At 67.0% G+C, this 19,390-nt stretch carries 21 protein-coding genes, 1 tRNA gene and 4 pseudogenes; 13 read left to right on the top strand and 13 right to left on the bottom strand.

Features of this window, described 5'->3' with window-relative positions; translation table 11 throughout:
- Positions 1 to 103: 103 nt before the first annotated feature.
- Positions 104 to 826 carry a TetR/AcrR family transcriptional regulator gene (locus KXC43_RS31945; protein WP_221379893.1) on the bottom strand — a complete coding sequence of 241 codons (723 nt, stop codon included), beginning with the start codon at positions 824 to 826 and terminating at the stop codon, positions 104 to 106.
- A gap of 359 nt (positions 827 to 1,185) precedes the next feature.
- On the opposite strand from KXC43_RS31945, the gene KXC43_RS31940 reads away from it, so the two are divergent.
- From KXC43_RS31940 to KXC43_RS31930, 3 genes are all read left to right on the top strand, one after another.
- Positions 1,186 to 1,566 carry a hypothetical protein gene (locus KXC43_RS31940; protein ID WP_221379892.1) on the top strand — a complete coding sequence of 127 codons (381 nt, stop codon included), beginning with the start codon at positions 1,186 to 1,188 and terminating at the stop codon, positions 1,564 to 1,566.
- Positions 1,567 to 1,697: 131 nt separating this feature from the next.
- Positions 1,698 to 2,141, top strand: coding sequence for a Rossmann-fold NAD(P)-binding domain-containing protein (locus KXC43_RS31935; RefSeq protein ID WP_221379891.1), 444 nt, complete (start codon positions 1,698 to 1,700; stop codon positions 2,139 to 2,141).
- A gap of 75 nt (positions 2,142 to 2,216) precedes the next feature.
- Entirely contained in the window at positions 2,217 to 2,843 is a 627-nt protein-coding gene (locus KXC43_RS31930) for a LysE family translocator (protein WP_221379890.1), read from the top strand.
- Position 2,844: 1 nt separating this feature from the next.
- Here KXC43_RS31930 and KXC43_RS31925 read toward each other — a convergent pair whose 3' ends face one another.
- Positions 2,845 to 3,753: an alpha/beta hydrolase gene (locus KXC43_RS31925; protein ID WP_221379889.1), complete on the bottom strand. Its 909-nt coding sequence runs from the start codon at positions 3,751 to 3,753 to the stop codon at positions 2,845 to 2,847.
- Positions 3,754 to 3,786: 33 nt separating this feature from the next.
- Positions 3,787 to 4,176, bottom strand: coding sequence for a DUF2255 family protein (locus tag KXC43_RS31920; RefSeq protein WP_221379888.1), 390 nt, complete (start codon positions 4,174 to 4,176; stop codon positions 3,787 to 3,789).
- A gap of 387 nt (positions 4,177 to 4,563) precedes the next feature.
- Here KXC43_RS31920 and KXC43_RS53595 point away from each other — a divergent pair.
- Positions 4,564 to 4,739, top strand: a pseudogene (locus KXC43_RS53595) (transposase); the annotation flags it as partial.
- A 412-nt stretch (positions 4,740 to 5,151) separates the two neighbouring features.
- On the opposite strand, the gene KXC43_RS31910 reads toward KXC43_RS53595, so the two are convergent.
- Positions 5,152 to 5,499: a hypothetical protein gene (locus KXC43_RS31910; protein ID WP_221379887.1), complete on the bottom strand. Its 348-nt coding sequence runs from the start codon at positions 5,497 to 5,499 to the stop codon at positions 5,152 to 5,154.
- Positions 5,500 to 5,727: 228 nt separating this feature from the next.
- Positions 5,728 to 6,273, bottom strand: a complete 546-nt coding sequence (locus tag KXC43_RS31905) for a transposase (protein WP_221379886.1) — start codon at positions 6,271 to 6,273, stop codon at positions 5,728 to 5,730.
- 96 nt (positions 6,274 to 6,369) lie between these two features.
- On the opposite strand from KXC43_RS31905, the pseudogene KXC43_RS52875 reads away from it, so the two are divergent.
- Together KXC43_RS52875 and KXC43_RS52870 are read left to right on the top strand one after the other, a co-directional pair.
- Positions 6,370 to 6,483 (top strand): annotated as a pseudogene (locus KXC43_RS52875) (IS481 family transposase); the annotation flags it as partial.
- Positions 6,484 to 6,943: 460 nt separating this feature from the next.
- Positions 6,944 to 7,570, top strand: coding sequence for a LuxR C-terminal-related transcriptional regulator (locus KXC43_RS52870; RefSeq protein ID WP_221379885.1), 627 nt, complete (start codon positions 6,944 to 6,946; stop codon positions 7,568 to 7,570).
- Between the two features lie 125 nt (positions 7,571 to 7,695).
- Here the strand turns inward: KXC43_RS52870 and KXC43_RS31890 are convergent.
- A pseudogene (locus tag KXC43_RS31890) lies at positions 7,696 to 8,037 on the bottom strand (IS701 family transposase); the annotation flags it as partial.
- Positions 8,038 to 8,039: 2 nt separating this feature from the next.
- Between KXC43_RS31890 and KXC43_RS31885 the strand changes: the two are divergent.
- A pseudogene (locus KXC43_RS31885) lies at positions 8,040 to 8,263 on the top strand (transposase); the annotation flags it as partial.
- Positions 8,264 to 8,308: 45 nt separating this feature from the next.
- Here the strand turns inward: KXC43_RS31885 and KXC43_RS31880 are convergent.
- Entirely contained in the window at positions 8,309 to 8,956 is a 648-nt protein-coding gene (locus KXC43_RS31880) for a response regulator transcription factor (RefSeq protein ID WP_221379884.1), read from the bottom strand.
- Between the two features lie 1,270 nt (positions 8,957 to 10,226).
- Here KXC43_RS31880 and KXC43_RS31875 point away from each other — a divergent pair.
- Positions 10,227 to 10,781, top strand: coding sequence for an SDR family NAD(P)-dependent oxidoreductase (locus KXC43_RS31875; RefSeq protein WP_221379883.1), 555 nt, complete (start codon positions 10,227 to 10,229; stop codon positions 10,779 to 10,781).
- A gap of 295 nt (positions 10,782 to 11,076) precedes the next feature.
- Here the strand turns inward: KXC43_RS31875 and KXC43_RS31870 are convergent, their stop codons facing one another.
- Positions 11,077 to 11,364: a GPP34 family phosphoprotein gene (locus tag KXC43_RS31870; protein WP_369076963.1), complete on the bottom strand. Its 288-nt coding sequence runs from the start codon at positions 11,362 to 11,364 to the stop codon at positions 11,077 to 11,079.
- A gap of 423 nt (positions 11,365 to 11,787) precedes the next feature.
- Between KXC43_RS31870 and KXC43_RS31865 the strand changes: the two genes are divergently transcribed.
- The 3 genes from KXC43_RS31865 to KXC43_RS31855 all read left to right on the top strand — a co-directional run bounded on the left by KXC43_RS31865 (position 11,788) and on the right by KXC43_RS31855 (position 14,501).
- Complete coding sequence (locus KXC43_RS31865; RefSeq protein WP_221379881.1) at positions 11,788 to 13,260, top strand: alpha/beta hydrolase; 1,473 nt, start codon at positions 11,788 to 11,790, stop codon at positions 13,258 to 13,260.
- Positions 13,261 to 13,441: 181 nt separating this feature from the next.
- The gene (locus tag KXC43_RS31860) at positions 13,442 to 13,774 is read left to right on the top strand and encodes an alcohol dehydrogenase catalytic domain-containing protein (RefSeq protein ID WP_308129349.1); all 333 of its coding nucleotides are present in this window, start codon (positions 13,442 to 13,444) and stop codon (positions 13,772 to 13,774) included.
- A 577-nt stretch (positions 13,775 to 14,351) separates the two neighbouring features.
- Positions 14,352 to 14,501 carry a hypothetical protein gene (locus tag KXC43_RS31855; protein WP_221379880.1) on the top strand — a complete coding sequence of 50 codons (150 nt, stop codon included), beginning with the start codon at positions 14,352 to 14,354 and terminating at the stop codon, positions 14,499 to 14,501.
- A gap of 67 nt (positions 14,502 to 14,568) precedes the next feature.
- On the opposite strand, the gene KXC43_RS31850 is transcribed toward KXC43_RS31855, so the two are convergent.
- The 5 genes from KXC43_RS31850 to KXC43_RS31830 all read right to left on the bottom strand — a co-directional run bounded on the left by KXC43_RS31850 (position 14,569) and on the right by KXC43_RS31830 (position 16,961).
- Positions 14,569 to 14,673, bottom strand: a tRNA-Lys gene (locus KXC43_RS31850).
- 83 nt (positions 14,674 to 14,756) lie between these two features.
- Complete coding sequence (locus KXC43_RS31845) at positions 14,757 to 14,894, bottom strand: hypothetical protein (RefSeq protein WP_221379879.1); 138 nt, start codon at positions 14,892 to 14,894, stop codon at positions 14,757 to 14,759.
- A gap of 5 nt (positions 14,895 to 14,899) precedes the next feature.
- Positions 14,900 to 15,565 (bottom strand): response regulator transcription factor, encoded by a 666-nt coding sequence (locus KXC43_RS31840; protein WP_221379878.1) that lies wholly within the window; start codon positions 15,563 to 15,565, stop codon positions 14,900 to 14,902.
- Positions 15,562 to 16,707 (bottom strand): sensor histidine kinase, encoded by a 1,146-nt coding sequence (locus KXC43_RS31835; protein ID WP_221379877.1) that lies wholly within the window; start codon positions 16,705 to 16,707, stop codon positions 15,562 to 15,564. Before KXC43_RS31835 ends, KXC43_RS31840 begins: the two co-directional genes overlap by 4 nt.
- Entirely contained in the window at positions 16,707 to 16,961 is a 255-nt protein-coding gene (locus KXC43_RS31830; protein WP_221379876.1) for a hypothetical protein, read from the bottom strand. The genes KXC43_RS31835 and KXC43_RS31830 overlap by 1 nt, the downstream gene beginning before the upstream one ends.
- 343 nt (positions 16,962 to 17,304) lie before the next feature.
- Between KXC43_RS31830 and KXC43_RS31825 the strand changes: the two genes are divergently transcribed.
- Both KXC43_RS31825 and sthA read left to right on the top strand, forming a co-directional pair.
- Positions 17,305 to 17,763: a hypothetical protein gene (locus KXC43_RS31825; protein ID WP_221379875.1), complete on the top strand. Its 459-nt coding sequence runs from the start codon at positions 17,305 to 17,307 to the stop codon at positions 17,761 to 17,763.
- A gap of 61 nt (positions 17,764 to 17,824) precedes the next feature.
- On the top strand, positions 17,825 to 19,228 hold the full coding sequence (sthA, locus tag KXC43_RS31820; protein ID WP_221379874.1) for a Si-specific NAD(P)(+) transhydrogenase: 1,404 nt from the start codon (positions 17,825 to 17,827) through the stop codon (positions 19,226 to 19,228).
- Positions 19,229 to 19,390 lie beyond the last annotated feature (162 nt).

The following is a 19,390-nucleotide window of genomic DNA, read 5'->3' as shown; positions in this document are numbered from 1 at the left end:
TTCGCGCCACACGGTCAACCCGGGCCGGTCGATCGCTTTCTCGGGTGGACGCCTTACCGGTGCAGGCCGCTCAGGGACTGGGAAGGCCGTCGAGGCAGTCGAATCACGCCCCGGGCCTGGCCCCAGACGGGGCCCCGGCCGGTGGGCGTTCGTACGGCCGCAGCCGGGCCGTGGTGGGCCGGTCGGGCGCGGCGGCGGTGACGAGGGCGTCGACGGCGTCCTCCAGGGCCTCGAGCGCCTCGGGCACCGCGGCCGCGACGCGCTCGACGGGGCCGTCGAGCCGATCGTAGGCGGAGGACACCAGGTGTTCGAGCGCCGTCAGGATCGTCGGCCGCTCCGGCGGCTCGCCGAGCGCCCGCACCAGGGCACCCGTCATGGCTACCTCCATGCCCGCGATGACGTCGTCGGGGTCCAGATCCCGGACGAGGTCGTACGACCGCATGACCTCGATGATTTGGCGGAGCGCCCGTCTCGGGGCGACGGCCAGCGCGGGGGCGGACGTCAGCTGATTCACCAGCAAAGGCGCCATCAAGGGGTGGTTCAGGCTGGCGGTGATCTCGTGCCGGGCGATGGTGCCCAGGCTCAGGTGCAGCTCGTTGCGCCGCAGGCCCGTGGCCAGTGAAGCGAGCGTCCGGGCCACCTCGAGGCCGAGAACCGCCTCGTGCAGCCGCGTTTTCGACGGCCAGTACAGGAAGACCGTCCCCTTGCCCACACCCGCCCGGGCCGCGATGTCGTCCACGGTGGCCCGTTCGGCGCCGGCTTCGCGGAACTGCGCCCGGGCCGCGGCCAGAATGACCTCGGTCCGGTCCTGTGTCGGACGCGCCACCTCGCGACCCCTCCTTTCGCCTGTCCGCATGCTATCGAACGCAGTTCTTGACTCCTGTTGCCGCCTTAGCCAATAACCAGTCTCTCTCGTAGAGGTTGAGTTATGAAGACGCAGCGTGCGCTCATCGTCGGCACGGGGATCGGGGGCCTGGTCACCGCTCTTCGCCTGCACGACATCAACTGGGAGACTGTGCTCGTGGAGCGAGCCGCCGAACGCCGCGCTCCCGGCTACTTCGTCGCCCTCTTCGGCACCGGCCGGGTCGCGGCTGAACGGCTCGGTGTTCTGGACGCCTCGGCAACCGTCTGGACGACGACGCCCGCAACTACGACATCGACCGCTCCGGGCGGCGCCGACCCGGGATGGGCCACGCCGATCTGCCGGGCGCGCCCCGGCTCATCCTGCTCGGCGACGTCGAGTCGGCGCTGTTCGACGCGGTCACGCCGTGGGCCGAGATCCGCTCCACGACCACACCGGTCAGCATCGGCGAGCACGCCGAAAGCGTGGTCGTGACCCTCCGAACCACGACGCCGGCCGGACCGGCTGACGTCTCCGAACGGTTCGACCTCGTCGTCGGCGCCAACGGGCTGCGCTCCACGGTGCGGCGCCTGCACTTCGGCCCGCGCGAGGATTTCCTGCTGCCGTTCCGGCACATGATCGGCGCGACCATCCTGCGGCGCCCGGTGACCGGGTTCGGGGCCGGTGACGGCTTCGTGCTGGCCGAACCCGGACGGTCGGCCTGAGGTCTTCGCCTTCCCTGACCACCAGCCGGAGGTGCTGTTCAACTACCGCACGACCGACGAACAGGCGAGTTCGGGCCCCTGCCGCCGGGCCTTCGACCCGCCGGGCCTTCGGCCCCGAACCGCTGCGGCCCGTGCTCGAGGATCTGGTTCACCAGTTGGGGGGCGGCCGAGGACGTGCTGTTCGACGCCGCCTACCAGGTGCGCAGGCCTTCCTGGCACACACCGACCGGGTGGTCCTCCTCGGCGATGCCGTCTGGTCCCTCACGCACTATTCCGGCATAGGCGCCAGCAGCCCGGTCGCGGGGGCGGACCTGCTGGGAACCACACTTCAGCGCAATCCCGGCTTTGCGGCCCGGGCGCTGCGCGAAAGGGAGCAGAAGCTGCGGCCCTTCATCGGTGCCGTGCAGACCACCGCTCACCAGGACCTGGTGATTTTCGTACCGCAAACCAGGCGGGACCGGACCACCCGGATCGTCACCCTGAACCTGCTGCGCAACCCGGTCGCCAAACGCGTGATGATGGGCGTCATCGCCCGGCAGTTCCGCGAGAAGTCGATGGATGTAGCGGGGGCGTGACCCTTGACCCTGTGGTGGGAACGTGTGATCGGCTGGGCCGGACGGTGATTAACGGTTGTGCGGGAGAACGCGGAAATGACTGACTGGGCCGGATACATCGGCGCGGCCATGCTGGTGTCCCTGATACCCGGGGCCAACCAGCTGCTCGGGCTCGGTAACGCGGTCCGGTACGGCACCGCACGGGCAGTGGCCGGGGTGGCCGGGCGCCTCGCCGCCTTCGTCGTCTTGATCGGACTGGTCGTGGCCGGGCTGGGCGCAGTACTGATCACCTCGGGCACGGCCCTCGAGACCATCAAATGGGTGGGCGTGGTCTATCTGGCCTGGCTCGGTGTGTCCAGCCTGCGCAGAGGCCTGCGCCCGGCCGACCCGGGCGTCGCGCCGGCCGACGCGGGCGGGAGCTTCCGGGCGATCGTCACCCGCGAGTTCGCGGTGGCGATCAGCAATCCCAAGGCGCTGCTGTTGTTCGCCGCGCTGCTGCCCCAGTTCACCGACACGACGGCGCCGGGCGCGAGCCTCGACCTGGCCCTGCTCGGCGCCGTCTATCTGGTGATCGAACTGGTCGTGGGGCTCGGCTACATCGGCGTCGGCCGCCGCCTCGGTGCCACCGGCATCCCGACCCGTACGCGTCGACGGGTCGACCTCGGCACCGGTGTTGTCTTCCTCTGCCTGGCCGGGATTCTGGCCGCCGACGACCTGAGCTGAGTTACAGCTTGTCGGCGTAGAACGTGGCGAGCCGATCGACAGCGGCGTCGACGTACTCGGGGATGTCGTACATTTCGTAGTGGCGGGCATGGGGGACGATCACGCGCTCGACCGGGTTGGGCGCGAGCTTCCAGAGCCGCTCGCCGGCGGTGTCGAACCCGGTGCCCTCGAGGTTCTCGGCCAGGATGAGCAGCAGGGGCTGGGTCATGAGCTGGTCGACCAGGTGGAAGGCGTCGTAGCCGAGCAGGAGCGTGTCGCCGCGGGAGAGCCGGCGGTTGGTCGAGTGCTCGTTGATGCCCCGGTCCGTGCGGTAGTACCTGATGGCCTGCAGCAGGTCGATGTCGCTGATGCCGGCCGCTTCAGCCTCGGCCATCGTGTCGGGCAGCCAGTTGTCTCGGTGCAGCACGCCGGTCCGGACCTCCTCGAGGCGGGCGTCGGCCATCGCGTCGAGGGCGACTACCGGTCCGTCGGCCTGGAAGCTGCGGAACGAGGCGCCGATCTCGCCCGGGTCGACCGCGCCGACGGCTTTGATGCGGTGGTCGGTGCGGGCCGTATGGATCGCATAGCCGCCGCCGGCACAGATGCCGAGCACGCCGATGCGGTGGGGGTCGATGCCCGGCAGGGCGGTGAGAGCGTCGATGGCGTACGAAATGTCCTCACCCCGCTGGTACGGGTCTTCCAGGTCGCGGGGTTCGCCGCCGCTCTGACCCTGGTATGCGGGGTCGAAGACCAGTGCAGCGATGCCCCGGGCGGCGAGGCGGGAGGCGTAGTTGGCGCCGATCTGCTCCTTGACGCTGCTGCCGGGTGTGGAGAGCACCACCACGGGCAGCGGTCTCGTCGCGTCGAGGCCGTAGGGCAGGTGCAGCTCGGCGTCGAGCTCGATCGGTCCGCGAGGAATGCTCAGGTGCATCAGACAGCGCCTTTCTGTTCAGGGGTGTGCGGCTCAGGCGAGCGGTGCCACGCGAAGCGTCGCCTCTCGGGCTGATGGTTTGGTCATCCGGCGGACGCCGAAGCCGCGGCCGTAGCGGGCACGCAGGGCGTGGTCGACCTCGTCCTCGCGCCCGTGGTCGACGATGAATGCGACTTCGATCCGCCGGCCGTCGACCTCGATCGCGCCCTGACCGGTGTGGGTGGCGCCCCGGTACCAGCTGCCACCGGTCCCGTTCAGCGAGCGAATGAGTTCGTCGCCCCCGACGCGGACATGCCCGATCAGGACGAAGGAGCGAAGTGTCCCGTCCGGTCGTGCACCCGCGACGCGAATCAGCGGAGCGTTGTCGAGCGCCGCCAACTCGGCCGCGTCCCAAGCCCGGGTGGGTGGTGTTCCGGTGCTCATGAACTCCCCTTGCCGCCAGCGGTAATGAGCAGCTTCAACTCATCAGACACTGTGTTGCGGGAACATGGTCAAGCGCAGGCAGGCCCCGGAACGGGTCACAGGCGAACAGCTGCACCTTGACACCGTTCCTGCAACACAGTTTCCAATCGGGTATGGATGTCGATGGGCGTGGCCTGGTGGGACGCGCCGACGAGGTTGCCGGCCTGGCGCCTTTCTCGAAGAGGTAGCCCCGGGACGGCCCCCGATGGCGCTGGCCGGTGAGCCGGGCATCGGCAAGACCGCACTTCTCGACGCGGCCGCCGAGCGGGCGGCGGCGATGGGCTTGCGGGTCGTCCGTTGCGGCGGTGTCGAGTACGAGACGGAGATCAGTTTTTCGGGCCTGCACCAGTCCAACTGGCGAGAAGCCGCTGGCGCATTGAACACGACTACCGCGAACTCAAAACCGACCTCGGCCTCGACCACTTCGAAGGCCGATCCTGGATCGGCTGGCACCGCCACGTCACCCTTGCCACCACCGCCCAACTGTCCTCACCCAGCTACGGCAGGCCGACCCAAAAGCAGCAGGGCAGCCCTGCGCCTCTACGCCGTCCTACGGCACCTGCAATACCGACTCGCCACCTGGCTCGCGAAGTACGCAGTCTCCGCATCGCGGATATCTCGACCGTGTAAGGCAGTCCGCTGCCCCCGCCTCAAGGCCACGCGGTCGTCCGACAGTTCTATCTGCGTTGTAGCGGGCGGACACACAACGTCCACCGCGGTCTTGATGTACAGGCCACAGCCGAAGGCGAATGTGCATTCAGCTGACGGAAAGAAACAGCGGCCGCCGTGTCGGATCGAAACGGCGGCCGCCCCTCCTTTGTGCCGATCGCTACCATCTCACAGAAACCAAGCCGGCGAGAGCGTGTTGCTCGATCGCACTATTCAAAGATGGCTGCGAACGGCGAAGCGCCGATCATGGCTGTGCAGACCCTATGTTTAATGGATCCTAATCCAGCGTGTGGTGGCCCCGGGGGAGGCGATGTTGATATGACTTCCAGCATTGAACGTTTGAATTTTTTCCACCCCGCGGCTCACAAATGCGAATGTCGTTGTTCTGTTGGCCGCCTTCAAGCGGAAGGTGTGGTTGATATTCAACTGCAGCTGACCAGTTCCACGTACGCAGGTGATTTGGGTCACCGTGCCGGCGTCGCCGTGATGAATCTCGGCAGCGCCACCACCGCAGGACCCGTAGCCGATCGCCAGTGCGGGTGCGGCCGGCGATACGAGCGTTAGCGCCGTAACGGCTGCAATTCCGACCGCAGTTCTGGTGAGATACGAATTCATGACTTCCTCTCAGCTTAGGTGTAGTTACAGTCCAAGCCGCGCGCTTCTCGATGATCGACATGTGTTCATGTCGACACCCAGATGCTGCTCGTTGAGGACGGCAAATGTCGAGGCCCTCAAGTAGGGGACAAGGTCCGGACAAGGCCCGTCTCGGGCGCGAACACCAAGGTCTGCCTGCAAATTCATGGCCGTGCGGGCTTCGCTTCGCTCCGTTAACGCGTTCGAGCACTAGGCGCCGAGCGGATGGAACCCGAAACCCTTCTTGAACGTGGCCGCCGCACCCTGCTTCGGCGAGTGTGCGGTGATCAGGGTGGCGTCCAGATCGATGACTACCCACCCGGACAGCAGCTTGCCCGCCACCGTCAGCCACGGGAATCCCTGCGGGCGGCGGGCGAGCAGGGTCCATACGTGAGTGCGGACCTTCGCCCGCGCTTTGCCGATCCGTTTCAGCGCGGTCTCGTCGAGGCCGGCCAACGCTCGCCGGACGGTCGGCTCCGACGGAGGATCACCGAAGACCAGTCCCTGATGGGCGAGTACCGCGATGTCGGACATGCTCGTGGCGCCGAGCACGATCGCGACCGCGAGCGAGACCAGGACCGTGCCGCGATCCCACCAGCCAGGACCGTTACCGCGCGGCAGCACCTTGTTCAAACCGTTGGTCAGACCGGTCCGATCCGCACATTTCCGCAGCAGGACCGCACCCGCGTGACCGACCAGACCCTTCCCGCCCGCGCCGACGACCAGCCGCTGATCCCACCCGCTACCCTTACTCACCACAAAGGTGCACCCGATTCTGCTGTGGACATGGACTCGACCCCCCAAATCCTTGCAGGTCAGGAGCACCTTTCGTTTATCCCCTCGATCACTCAAATCGCCTCTGAATCGGGGAGGCTGACCGAACTCGGCCGATTGCGGCTGGCGTGGTGCGTCGTGGATGACGGCTGGCCACTGCGCCGAGCCGCGGACCGTTTCCAGGTCGCCGTGCCCTCGTGCCGTGTCGTGGGGTCACCGGTGATCGAGACGAAGAGCGTACGGGGAAGGCCCTGGATGTTCTAGGCGTAGGGGAAGCCGGGGGTGGGCTGGGCCGGGCGAAACTCGCATCCGTCCCGCGCGCCGGACACCTCGGCGCCGGGACATCAACGGTGCCAACTTGGAGATCGAGGCGCGCAGCTCGTTGCCTTGTTGCGGTCAGACGCGGCTCGTCCACGCAGTTGATGGCGTAGTTGGCCTCGGCGAAGTTGGTCCATTTGCCCTTGGCGTCCCAGCCGGAGAAGTCCGGAATCGGAGACGTCGTGACCTTGTTCTCAGTCCTCTGGCACGTTGGTCAAATGAAGTTGACCAGTATTAGTATGTTGGTCAATAACTTGTCTCGCCCGCTTGAGGGGCGGGCGTGACAACGTATCGCCCGATCGCGAGTGCGTGCACCCCGACTGAAGGGAGAGTCGTGTTCCAAGTTGCGGTCGTCTCGGATCAGCCACCTTCAAGAACCAGTCTGGAGAAACTCCTTTATAATCACGCTCAGCTGCGCGTCGTATCGGCCGTCCCAACGGTCGAGGATCTAGTGCAGCAGGGAAACGAGTGCGACGTCGTAGTGCTTGACCTCAATCGGTTCACGACGAGAACTTTGAAAGCAGTCAGTGCAGCGGGTGCTGCCGGGCCCGTACTGATTAACTCGGTCTGGCTAGATTCACCGACGCTCCTGTCAACGATCTTGGCGGGTGCGCGGGGCTGCCTCAGCCGGCATGCCGAGCCGTCGGAGGTGTACGCGTCGATCTGCGCAGTCGCGAACGGGGGCTTCTACCTATCCCAAGAATTTGCAAGGCAATTCGAGATGGAAGTTGTTGAACAAGTCCCGCAGCAGTATCGTAGCGTTCTGGCACCCCGCGAGGTTGAAACGCTCCGATTTATTGCGTCTGGCATGACTGAAGCTCAGATCGCAAGGAGGATGGGACTATCTCCGGCGACGGTCAACACCTATGCCAAGCGGATACGTGCAAAGCTTAACGTCAACAACAAAGCTGAACTGACCCAAATGGCATTCAAGCTGGGCCATTTTAGCGAAAGCCGCTGAACCTCGCTAGCTACCTGAGTCGACCGTGATTCCCCACGACTGGAAACCTTTTCGGGCTTCTGATACCGTCACCGGCGGCCGGAATGCGCCACTGAGCTCAAGCAATGGTTAATTGGCCGAAGTGGCTGATATTCGTCGAGGCTGGCTTGGTTCTTGGCTTGCTGGAAGCATCCCTCAATGGCCCAGCGGGTGCCGGCGATCCTGGCGAGGTCGAGCAGCCAGGTTTTCTGCGGTCCATAACGGACGTAGTAGGCCAGCTCGCCCGTGCTCATGTTGCGCCGGGCGAGCAGCCAATGCCTGCGCCCGGGCCGCCAGAAGATCCGGATCGGCATCCGCGCCCACCAGTACTCGCGGGGGCCGTGAGCACCCGGGCCGGCCGAGATCCGGGACCCGGCCCGGCAGGCCGGCGATGAGCTTGCCAACCCGGCCCGGCCCATGTCGGTGGTGACCACGTCGTCGTTGCTGCGCCAAATTCCCCAAGATTGCGCAGCCGTCGGTGGCCACCTTGGTCCGCACCGCGTTCGACCAGCCCGAAGCCGACCAGGGAAAAGCCCATTTCGCGCGGGTGCTGGACACCATCGCCGAGAAGTTCCCCGATGCGGCGGAGCACCTCGACGACCTGCTCGCCTTCACCGCGTTCCCCGCGAGTTCCGGCATCAGATCTGGTCGAACAACCCGCAGGAACGGCTGAACTAGTGCCTCGTCACGCGGCCTTGAACGGGTAATCGGGGTGGCGGATCACTGATGTGGTGACGTCTCGCTGGCTCGGGACGGCGGGACGTGACCTAGTTTGATAGCCATCAGTGTTAGCTCGGCTTTGTTCCGGACGCTCAGCTTGGCTCGGATGCGCTTGGCGTAGGTGTTGACGGTTTCTACCGTGAGCCCCATTCGCCGGGCAATCTGCCCGTGGGTGAGCCCGGTGGCGATCAGACGCAGCGTTTCGATCTCGCGGGGAGCCAGCAGGCCCTCGTGTTTTTGGCCCGCGCAGGCCAACTCCGTCTCAAACCGGCTGACCACCTGGGGCGAAAGGTAAAAGGCCCCCTGCGCGATGGTCCGGATCGACTGCCGCACCTCGGTCCGCTCGGCGTGCCGAAAGACGCAGCCCCGGGCACCGGCCCGGATCGTCGTCAGCGGGGAGGGCGTCTCGCCCCAGACTGAGGTGATCAGCGGAGAGCCCACGGCGGACGCCTTGGCGACGGCCTCCAGGGAGGCATCCGCGAAGCGGGGGACATCGAGAACTACCGCGTCGTACGAGTTCGGCTGCTGGTACAGGTCGTCGACGGTGGCGACCGATGACACGACCCTCATCTGGGCATCGTCCGACGCGAGCTTTTGGAGGGCGGCGCGTGCGATTGGCTGGTCTGCGACGATGGCGACTCTGAACATGGCCCCTCCAGTACCTGCCCCTACGACCGTCCCGGTGGACATCGAAAAGATCCAACAGTGTGTTGTCGGAACCGAGTCAAGTCAGGCCGAGGCCCCTGATCAGGGACATTTCCTACTTGTGAAGGCTTCACCAACGATGAGGCGCGAAGGCTCGTGATGTCGGCCTGTCGACGGCGCCGGTGGAGCATAAGAACGGCTGGCAGTTGGCGGAGGCGGCCGGTGACACGACGCCGGATCGGCTGCAGCGGCTATTGAACAAGGCGCGTTGGGATCCGACGGGTGCGCGATGATCTGCGGGGTATGTAGGGGAGCATCTCGGCCTTGCCGACGGGGGTGCTGATCGTTGGCGCCGGATCGGCTATGTGGTGGCAGTGCCCTGCAGCCAGCAGGTCGGACTTGGTGTCGGCACCGCTCGAGTTGATCCCCTCGCCGTTCAAGCTCCCACTGAGGCGTGGAAACGGCTGTCAGCGGAGGGCCGGGTCGAACGGGTCATGCCTCTACGACTGGGCGATGGCCGGCTTGCCCGACTCCGGCAACCAGGATGGTCGTGACCGGTGGGTGTGATCCGGCGCAGCGTCACCGACACGGAGGAACTCGCCTTTTACCTGTGTGCAGGCCCGGCCGGGACCACGATCGATACGTGGTCCGGGTCGCCGGGACCCGGTAGGCGATCGAGGAATGTTTCCAGCAGGCAAAGACTGAGATCGGCCTCGACCACTACCAGGTCCGCTGCTACCAGGCTTGGTACCGGCACATCACCCTAGCGCCATGGTCGCCCACGCCTACCTCGCCGTCACCGCGGCAGTCAACCCTAAAGCAGCAGCGCCCTGGTCACCCTCAGCCTGGGTTGATGGCGTAGTTGGCCTCGGCGAAGTTGGTCCATTTGCCCTTGGCGTCCCAGCCGGAGAAGTCCGGAACCGGAGACGTCGTGACCTTGTTCTCAGTCCTCTCGCACATTGGTTTCCTGAAATTGACCGCTATTAGTACGTGGGTCAATAACTTCTCTCGCCCGCTTTAGGGGGCAGAAATGACAACGTATCGCCCGCTCGCGAGGGTCGGTGTTCGAAGGAGGAGAAATGGAGCTCAACCGATTTTCCGGCCGTGTTGCCCTGGTCACGGGTGGCGGGTCGGGCATGGGAGCAGCGATCGCGCTGAGATTGGCCAGGGAAGGCGCGACGGTGACCCGGCAAAGATCAGTCGTACCGTTGAGCAGGCGCCCGAGGGCAGCACCATTGCCACCGGGTAGCCGACGTCCGCAATGGAGGCCGCGGTGACCGAGTTGGTCAACGGGACTGTCGAAGCCTTCGGCCGTCTGGACGTTCTCGTCAATTATGCTGGTGCCAGCGACGTCGGCCTGCTCGCCGGCTTGGACTCGCACACCTGGCACGACATCATCGCCGTCAACGCCGGAGCGGCTCTCTATGCGGCTAAGGCTGCCATCCCGTATTTGAAGGAGTCCAAGGGCAACATCGTGAACATCGGCTCGTCCAACGCGCTGCACAGCAACTATGGTCAGCCGACCTACAATGCTGCCAAGCGCGCGGCGGAAAGTCTCAGCGCGAGTATCGCGATCGAACACGCCGCGGATGGCGTTCGCTCGAACACAGCGCACCCTGGCGTGATCTACCGGACCGGCATCACCGCGCTCGAGGCCTGCACGACGCACATCCAGATGCGCCGCACCGGCACGCCCGACGAGATCGCTTCGGTTGTCGCCTTCCTGGCCAGCCCGGAAGCCAGCTACGTCGCCGGCGCGGCTATCACAGTCGACGGCGGGTTGAACCAACTCCTGCACCTTCCGCCGACAATGCCGCCGTCCGAGTAACAAGCTAAGGCAGGTTGACCCGTCCGCGGCCAGCATCAACGACCATCGACAGTCGCAGACGTGGTCAACGTGGTCCCTCCGGTCGATACCAGAACGGCTGCGGACAATCTGGCCTGACTTACTGAGCCGCAAGGTTGACACAGCGAACGGTCAGCGAAGAAAGGCGGCCGGAAGGAACACGTTGCTGACGAGGGCCACCGCGACCGATCGGCCGACCGCCTCGGCGATGACCCGGTCAGCCCAGCAATCCGCTCGAGTTGTCCGGCTCGATCGATGACTGAGGGTGTCCAGGGAATCAGGAGGCGAACGACCGAAGCACCCCGCTCGCCGACAACGTCGCGGCGACGGCGACGGTCTGGTCCGGTGTGTCGGCCCGGTCGACAAGCGTTTCCCGTACGGCGGAGAGCAACCGATCTCGCTGGCCGGTGCCGCCGTCCACAAGCTCGTGAAGGCGGACCGAGCCCATGTTCCCGCGCGCCGGTCGGCTCCGGTCGCCGCGCTGGACGAGCCGGTCGAGTAACAGCACGTGCAGGCTCGGCCCGATCATGGCCAGCATCGCCTGCGCCTCCCGGGGGCGGCCCAGCAGCTGAGTTCAGGCGCAGCGCAGAATGTCGGCGGCCGACGGCCGGCGGGCGCTCGGCGATCGCCCCGACCCGCTTGGACCCGCCTTGGCCAGGGACTGTCCGGACGTGGCCGCCGAGTCCGAGGTCGGCCGGCACGGCCCCGGCGAGAGCGGAGAAAAGCACGTGCGCATCGGCAGCCGGCATGGCCTGATCCGGCCCGCACAGCAGCAGAAGGGCCTTCCCCCAGAGCTGGCGGTCCGGGCTGCGGTGTCATCGCATCGTCCTTTCGACGGGGACGCGCCGCGGCTCGATGGGGGCGGCGACGCAGTCGGCAGGGATACGCAGTAGTGAAACCGTGTTTTGTCCGACAGGGTCAAGCTGGCCGATGTCCGGGCGCCGATGTCATTGACCGTGTGGCCGGAACACGGTTTCCACTCGTCAGCATGAGGGTGAATCGAAAGCACGGTGCCGGCCTGGGACTGGTCCTGACCATGACGATCGGTTTCGCGGGCGCCTGGGCAGTGCCGGGCGCGACCGCCGCCCAGCCTGTCTGGGGCGCATGCCCCGACGCGATCGCGGCGGTGGCGCCGACGATGCAGTGCTCGACTGTGACGGTGCCACTCGACTACCGGAGGCCGGCGGCGGAGAAGATCGACCTGACGATCTCGCGCATCGCCAGCTCTAATCCGACGAAGCGTCGCGGCGTGCTGCTGCTCAACCCCGGCGGCCCCGGCGTGAGTGGCCTGACCATGCCGTCCGACCTGGTCACCCGCGGAATCCCGAGCAGCGTCCTGGACTCGTACGACCTCATCGGCCTGGACCCGCGCGGGGTCGGCCACTCGACCCCGGTCGACTGCAAGTTCACCGTCGAACAGAATAATCCTGGCAATATCCCGCCGTGGGCTGAGGATGCCGCCACTGTTGCCGCGGACGCCAAGGTGGCCAGGGACGTCGCTGATCAGTGCGCGGTCAACGACCCCGGCGGTCGGATGGTCCACATGTCGACGGCCAACACGGCCAGGGACCTGGACCAGATCCGGCGCGCGCTGGGCGAGGCGAAGGCCAGCTTCTTCGGCGCCTCGTACGGGTCGGCCCTCGGCGCGGCGTACGCATCCATGTTCCCGCAAACCACCGACCGAGTCATACTCGACAGCAACCTCGGTGACACGGCTTTGACCCGCGAGAGCCAGCGCCGGTACGGGCTGGGAATGGAACAGGCGTTCCCGGGTTTCGCCCGATGGGCAGCCGGCCGGCACAGCGCCTACGGACTGGGCCGAACCGCCCAGGACGTGCGGCGGACCTATTTCGCATTAGCGGAACGGCTCGATGACGAGCCGATGGCCGGCCTCGACGGGCGCTTCTTCCGGCAGTTCACCTACGTCAGTCTCTACAACAAGTCGAGCTACGGCATCCTGGCTCAGCTGTGGCAGTCGCTGAACGTGTCCGACCAGGCGTCGGTCACCACAACGGTCGCCGCGGCCGCGCAGCCGCACGCGCAGTCCAACTTCCTGTCGGCGTACCTGGCGGTGGCGTGTAACGACAGCACCTGGCCGAGCGAGGTCGGCGTGTACCAGCGCGACGTGGCCAAGGATCGCCAGAAGTTCCCGATGTTCGGCGCGGCCGCGGCCAACATCAGCCCGTGCGCGTTCTGGTCTCGCAAGTCGCCCGAGCCACAGGTTGAGATCAACGACAAGGGCCCGGCCAACATCTTGATCCTGCAGAATCGCCTGGACGTAGCGACGCCCCTGGTGGGCGGGCAGATTCTGCGGCGCGAGTTCGCTCAGCGGTCCCGTCTGGTGACGGTCGGCGACAACCAGCACGGCGTATACGTCTTCGGCAGCAACGCGTGCGCCCTCAATGTCGGCACCGCTTGGCTGGTCGAGGGCAAGCTCCCGCGCGACAGCAATTGCAGGTAGTAGCCGGCGCTTGGCCCGGAACATAGGGGTGGGACTGGCCGCCGACGGCCTCGCGCAGACGGTGAGGCGGGACCTGCGGGGCGGCGAGGGTGGCGGAGCTGGCAAACAAGGGATGTCTGCCTAGAGTGGACACGTGCTGGGAGTCGTCGCGGTCGCGCTTGGCGGCCCTAAGGTGTTGTAGGTGACCGAACTGCCCGAGTCCGAGGCGGGGCCTGGACAGGTGGTGGTTCGCGTCTGGGTGGTGTTTGTGCATCCGGCTGACGTCGCCGCCACGACCGGTGAGATCCCGCTGGGGCCGGATGTGCCGCCGTTCTCGCCCGGGTGGGACATCGCCGGCGAGGTGGCCTCGGTCGGGCCCGACACGGCGGAGTTCGCGGTGGGTGATCGGGTCGTCGGGATGATTCCCTGGTACCTGACCCGGGGTGCGCCGGGCGGCTATGCCGAGTTCGTGGCGGCCGACGCGGACTGGTTGGTGCTGCTCCCGGACGGGCTGTCATCGGTAGGCGAATCTTGATGCTGGGCTGCCCAACGCCGCCACACGATGATCAACGCTTGTCGTCGATAGTCAACCCTCTGCAAGGGTTGACGGGGGCATCTCTGAACCCCACCAGCGCGTCGTTTGACCGCACCATGCGCGTCAGACCATCGTCAACACTGCGCCTACTTGCGGATGCCGAATACCCCGCCGGCCAGGGGACCGATCAGCGACCTGTCCGGACACGCAGTACGCCCGGGTGTAACAGGTGTTGATTCGAGCCACCCTGCGGTCGAGCCGGCCGCCGAGGAGTTAGTCGCTGATCTTGCCTACGCCCGGGAGCAGGTCCAGCACGGCGACGTCCCTGTGGGATCGACTAAGGGAGTCTGGCAGGACCTACTGGTCAACCTTGGTCCGCTCGGCGCCGCAGGGGCCGCTGTCCGTGTGTTCCAGTTGTGGCTGAGCCGAGACCAGCGCCGAGAGCTGACCCTCACCCGACGGCAGGACGGCAGCCCGGACGTCACCGTCACCCTCACCGGCAAAACCGTGTCCGACGCAACGATGCGCGGGGCGCTTAGTGAACTCGGCATCGCCCATCGAGAAGAGGTCCAGCCGAGTGACGCAGCAGGTGACCAAACCGGGCGCGGCCAGCCAGGTGACGATCCCGGCGCCGCCGGGTGAAGCCCTGGGTGTTCCGTGGGTGATCGGATGCCAGCGACCCCTGGACGGATTCCATGCCTTGAATCTGGATCTCGGTCCCGAGTAACGAACGGGCTTGGCGAGCACAATGGGTAATGACCGCTCTGACCTGGCGATACTCGGCGGCATTCTCCTGGATGCACGGGCGAGAATCCGGACGAGGATGCTTTACGTTCAGTAGCGGGGGCAAAGAGGCTTCCTGTGGATTAAAAGTCCACAGCTCTGCCATTGAGCTAGCGGCCCGCGATCATAGAGTACCTGTGCCGGTGCGGGTTGCCTCGCGGGTATCGGCTGTCCGCCGTCGTCGGGGCGGGGCGTCGCGTCAGTCCTCGTCCCGGTGCCACTCGCCGGCGGGGGATTCGTCCGTGTCGGGTTGCAGGGAGGCGTCCGGCACGATGGTGTCACCGTCGACCTCGTATGTGGTTCGGTCGGCTTCCGGCTCCTCGTCGGGGGCGTCCATCGTCGTCACCTTTCGTTGATGGTCAGACCGTGTTCGATGGCATAGCTTGCCGCCTCGGTGCGGTTGCGGGCGCCGATCTTGGCGAATGCGTTGTTGATGTGTGTCTTGACGGTGGCCTCGGCCACGAACAGGGTCGCCGCGATCTCGCCGTTCGTGTGGCCCTGGGCGATCTGCCCGAGCACCTCGGCCTCGCGCTGGGTGAGGCCGTCGGGCAGGGAATCGCGGCGGGGCGGCGCGGTGGGGCGGGACATGGCCCGGGCCAGGCGGGCGGCCACGGCCGGGTCGAACAGGGATTGGCCGCCGGCGGCCGCGCGCAGCGCCATGCCGATCTCGGCCCGGCCGGCGTCCTTGGTGAGGTAGCCGCGTGCGCCGGCGGCCAGTGCGCCGGCGATCGAGTCGTCGTCGGCGTAGGTGGTCAGCACGACCACGGCTACGCCGGGGAAGCGGTCGCGGATCCGGGCGGTCGCGGTCACCCCGTCGAGGACGGGCATCCGCAGGTCCATCAGCACGACGTCCGGCGGGTCGCCGGCGATCATGTCGAGGGCGCGGGCGCCGTCGCCCGCCGAGCCGACGACCTCGATGCCGTCGGTCAGCTCGAGCAGGGCGGTCAGGCCTTCGCGTACGAGTTGCTGGTCGTCCACGACGAGCACGCGCAGCGGGTTGTCGCTCATCCTGGCACCTCCGCGATGACTCGCCACACGCCGTCGACGACGCGCGCGTCCAGGGTGCCACCGACCAGCGCCAGCCGCTCCCGGGCGCCGATCAGGCCGTAGCCCTCGTCGGGGCATCCGGACGGTGGCACGGGATTTTCCACCGTGAGACGCGTCGTCGGGCCGAAGTGGAGCCGGATCGACACCGGTGCTCCCGGCGCGTGCCGGGCGGCGTTGGTCAGGGCCTCCCGCGCCGTACGCAGCAATGACACCTCCACCCCGGGCGGTGAGGAGCGGGGAGTGCCGTCGATGCGCAACGTGACCTCGGCGGCGAAATTCTCCCGATGTACGGCGACCAGGTTGTCGAGCGCCTGAGCCAGTTGCGGCACGTCGACCCGCAGCGCGGCCACCGCCGACCGGGCCTCGGTCAGGCCGTCCGCGGCGAGGCGCCGGGCCCGCCGTACGCGTTCGGCCGCCGCCCCGACGTCGCCGCGCTCGGTGAGCTGCGCCTCGGCCACCTCGAGCTGCACCCCCAGCGCGCCCAGCGAATGGGCGAGCACGTCGTGCAGTTCGCGTGCGATGCGGGCCCGCTCGTCCAGCGCGGCCGCCCGCGCCTGCGCCTCCTGCGTACGGGAAGTCTGTTCGAGCAGCATGGCGGTCTGCTCGGCGCGCAGCCGGTGCTCGCGCCGGTGCAGGCTGAACAGCACCACCAGCAGAATCAGGGCGGGCTGGGTGAGCAGCGCGGTCGGTCCGTGCCCGGCCAGGGTCAGACCCACCAGCAGCACCACGACGAGCCCGCCGGTCAGCCCGAGGATCGCCCACAACGGCATGCGTGGCAGCAGGACGAAGGTGAACAGCGCCCCGTAGAGGAACAGATGCGCAGCCCCGTTGTGCGGCAGCGCGGAGACCACCGCCGGCGCTAGCGCGGCTGCCGCCAAACAGGACCGCGCCGGCACCGGGAAACGCTGGTCGGCGACCATCCAGAAGACCCAGCAGGCAAAGCTGACCAGCAGCGCCGGCCGTACGAAACTGCTCTCGACCCCCGGGTAGAGGGCCAGTGACCAGATCAGCAGCACGGTCAGCGCGATCCGCACCAGCCAGCCCGTCTCGGGATCGTCGGCCCGGATCAGCCGAAGCCCGTGACGACCCAGCCGGCGCAGCATCAGTCCTGTTCCCGGACCACGGTCAGGATCAGATCGAGCACCAGCAGACGGTAGGCGACGAAGGCCAGCCCCACCACCGCAAGGACAACAAGAATCGCTACCACCACGCGCCCGGTCACTTTCCCACCCTCATGATCGATCACCCTGGTCAGCACCGCCCCGGTGACGCGACCGACGCGGCTGCGCCGGTTGCCGGCCAGCAGATAACTGGCGGTCTGGACGACGTCTCTGGTCCGGGAGTTCCGCTCGTTCATGCCTCGAACGCTACGAATCGCCCCGGGTGGAACGGCACCACCCGCAGGTGGAGATCAAGGTGGAGGTTGTCGCGTGGCGGTGGTCAACGGCTGAAGAAGACGGCGCGTTTCCCGTTGGCGTACTCGGAAGCGCTGCGCGATCTCTCGATGAGACCGCGAACTGAGGCTAGGGGTGCGGTCCGGCGAACTCCCTTCGTGGTGAGACCCGGAAGGATTAGCCGGGTCCGGCAGAAGAGTGGCGGATAAACGGTCAAACTGCCCATTTGGGCTGGCTGTCGAGCCGGGGGAGGGGGCAGGATTCCCGGGGGTCGCAGTGGGCGGCCCGCGGGGAGTGGGGATCAGAGTGACCGAGTACGACGCCGAGCAGCTGACGGCGGGCTTTCGCTCCATGACCATGCTGACCGCGCTCGTCGGGCGGGGCGGGCGGCCCGCCGCGGTGGCGCCGACCATTCCGCTGCGGGCGGCCGAGAAGCAGTACGGGTGGCTGCCCGTCACCGTCGACGGGCGGAAGCGCCGGATCGCGGTCGTGACCAACCTGCGCCTCATGATCACGGGGGAGGCGGAGATCCCGCTCTGGGCGATCACCGCCATCCGGCCCGGGGGCGAGCCGTGGTCGGTCGCGCTGACGGTCCGGGGGCGAGGCGAGCCGCTCGAACTGAGCGGGCCGTGGGTGCCGTGGATGAGCGTGGTGCTCTGCGCCGAGCTGTACGGGACGGCCTGGCCGCCGGCGTTCGCCCCGGTCGTGGCGGTGCCTGCTCCCCGGCGTACGTGGGAAGGTTTTTGCGTGTCCCCCGGTAAATAAGCCATGAAAAATCTGACCGACTCGGTGGACCGAGGAGCCGGTCACTGCGACGCTAAGCACTGTGTATGACTACGACGTGTTGGTACTGGGCTCCGGGCCCAGCGGTCAGAAAGCCGCCATCGCTGCTTCCAAGCTCGGACGCCGGGTCGGCATCGTCGACCGGCGGGACATGATCGGCGGCGTCTGCATCAACACAGGCACCGTGCCGTCGAAGACGCTGCGGGAGGCCGTCCTCTATCTCACCGGCCTCAGTCAGCGTGATCTCTACGGCAGCAACTACCGGGTCAAGGACGAGATCACCGTGAGTGACCTCGCCGCCCGCACCCAGCACGTCATCGCCCGCCAGACCGACGTCATCCGCAACCAGCTGGCGCGCAACAAGATCACGATGATCACCGGCATCGGGCGGTTCGCCGACGCGCACTCGATCTGGGTCGACGCCGGCAGCGGGCGCGAGAGCAAGGTCAGCGCCGACAAGATCATTATTGCGGCCGGTACGAGGCCCGCGCGGCCCGACAGCGTCGACTTCGACGACCGGACGATCGTCGACTCCGACGGCGTGATCAACCTGCAGGCGGTGCCGCGCAGCATGGTCGTGGTCGGGGCCGGGGTCATCGGCATGGAGTACGCGTCGATGTTCGCCGCGCTCGGCACCAAGGTCACCGTGGTCGAGCGCCGCGAGAAGATGCTCGACTTCTGCGACGACGAGATCATCGAGTCGCTGAAATACCACCTGCGCGACCTCAGTGTGACGTTCCGCTTCGGCGAAGAGGTGGCCGCGGTCGAGCGCCACCAGACCGCCGCGCTCTGCATTCTCAAGAGCGGCAAGAAGATCGTCGCCGATACGGTCATGTATTCGGCCGGCCGTCAGGGCCAGACCGAAGACCTGGCGCTCGAAGCGGCCGGGCTCGAATCCGACCGGCGCGGCCGGATCGAGGTCGACCTGAACTACCGTACGGCGGTCGACAACATCTACGCCGTGGGCGACGTGATCGGCTTCCCGGCGCTCGCCTCGACCTCGATGGAGCAGGGCCGGCTGGCCGCGCACCACGCCTGCGGCGAACCGGCCCGCGAGATGCACCAGCTGCAGCCGATCGGCATCTACACGATTCCCGAGATCAGCTTCGTCGGGAAGACCGAGGACGAGCTGACCGACGCCAACACCCCGTTCGAGGTGGGTATCGCCCGCTACCGGGAGCTGGCTCGCGGCCAGATCGTCGGCGACTCCTACGGCATGCTCAAGCTGCTGGTCGCACCGGACGACGGCAAGCTGCTCGGCGTGCACGTCTTCGGCACGGGCGCCACCGACATCGTCCATATCGGCCAGGCGGTGATGGGCTGCGGCGGCACGGTCGACTACCTCGTGGACGCGGTTTTCAACTATCCGACCCTGTCCGAGGCCTACAAGGTGGCTGCGCTCGACGCGTCGAACAAGATCCGCAACATCACCCGGATCGACGGATAACGCGCTTCTGAGACCCTCATTACCGGCGGGTTCCCGTTATCGGCCGCCTCCTTCCCGGCAAAAGGGGATAAGGCGGCCACCTCTTGCTGGTGAAACCCGATCTCTTAAGGGGAACCAAAACTTCGCCAGGGACGGCGATGAAAAAGAGTCAAGTACGCTACG

The organism is Paractinoplanes polyasparticus (genome assembly GCF_019710575.1).
GTDB lineage: Bacteria > Actinomycetota > Actinomycetes > Mycobacteriales > Micromonosporaceae > Actinoplanes > Actinoplanes polyasparticus.
This window is presented reverse-complemented; position numbering and strand designations above follow the sequence as displayed.

What these genes read in the sequence shown, in the direction of transcription:
- KXC43_RS31940 (WP_221379892.1), top strand. Translation starts at nt 1,186, where the DNA reads ATGGGCCACGCCGATCTGCCGGGCGCGCCCCGGCTCATCCTGCTCGGC.
- KXC43_RS31930 (WP_221379890.1), top strand. Translation starts at nt 2,217, where the DNA reads ATGACTGACTGGGCCGGATACATCGGCGCGGCCATGCTGGTGTCCCTG.
- KXC43_RS31925 (WP_221379889.1), bottom strand. Translation starts at nt 3,753, where the DNA reads ATGCACCTGAGCATTCCTCGCGGACCGATCGAGCTCGACGCCGAGCTG.
- KXC43_RS31920 (WP_221379888.1), bottom strand. Translation starts at nt 4,176, where the DNA reads ATGAGCACCGGAACACCACCCACCCGGGCTTGGGACGCGGCCGAGTTG.
- KXC43_RS31910 (WP_221379887.1), bottom strand. Translation starts at nt 5,499, where the DNA reads ATGAATTCGTATCTCACCAGAACTGCGGTCGGAATTGCAGCCGTTACG.
- KXC43_RS31880 (WP_221379884.1), bottom strand. Translation starts at nt 8,956, where the DNA reads ATGTTCAGAGTCGCCATCGTCGCAGACCAGCCAATCGCACGCGCCGCC.
- KXC43_RS31865 (WP_221379881.1), top strand. Translation starts at nt 11,788, where the DNA reads ATGAGGGTGAATCGAAAGCACGGTGCCGGCCTGGGACTGGTCCTGACC.
- KXC43_RS31845 (WP_221379879.1), bottom strand. Translation starts at nt 14,894, where the DNA reads ATGGACGCCCCCGACGAGGAGCCGGAAGCCGACCGAACCACATACGAG.
- KXC43_RS31840 (WP_221379878.1), bottom strand. Translation starts at nt 15,565, where the DNA reads ATGAGCGACAACCCGCTGCGCGTGCTCGTCGTGGACGACCAGCAACTC.
- KXC43_RS31835 (WP_221379877.1), bottom strand. Translation starts at nt 16,707, where the DNA reads ATGCTGCGCCGGCTGGGTCGTCACGGGCTTCGGCTGATCCGGGCCGAC.
- KXC43_RS31830 (WP_221379876.1), bottom strand. Translation starts at nt 16,961, where the DNA reads ATGAACGAGCGGAACTCCCGGACCAGAGACGTCGTCCAGACCGCCAGT.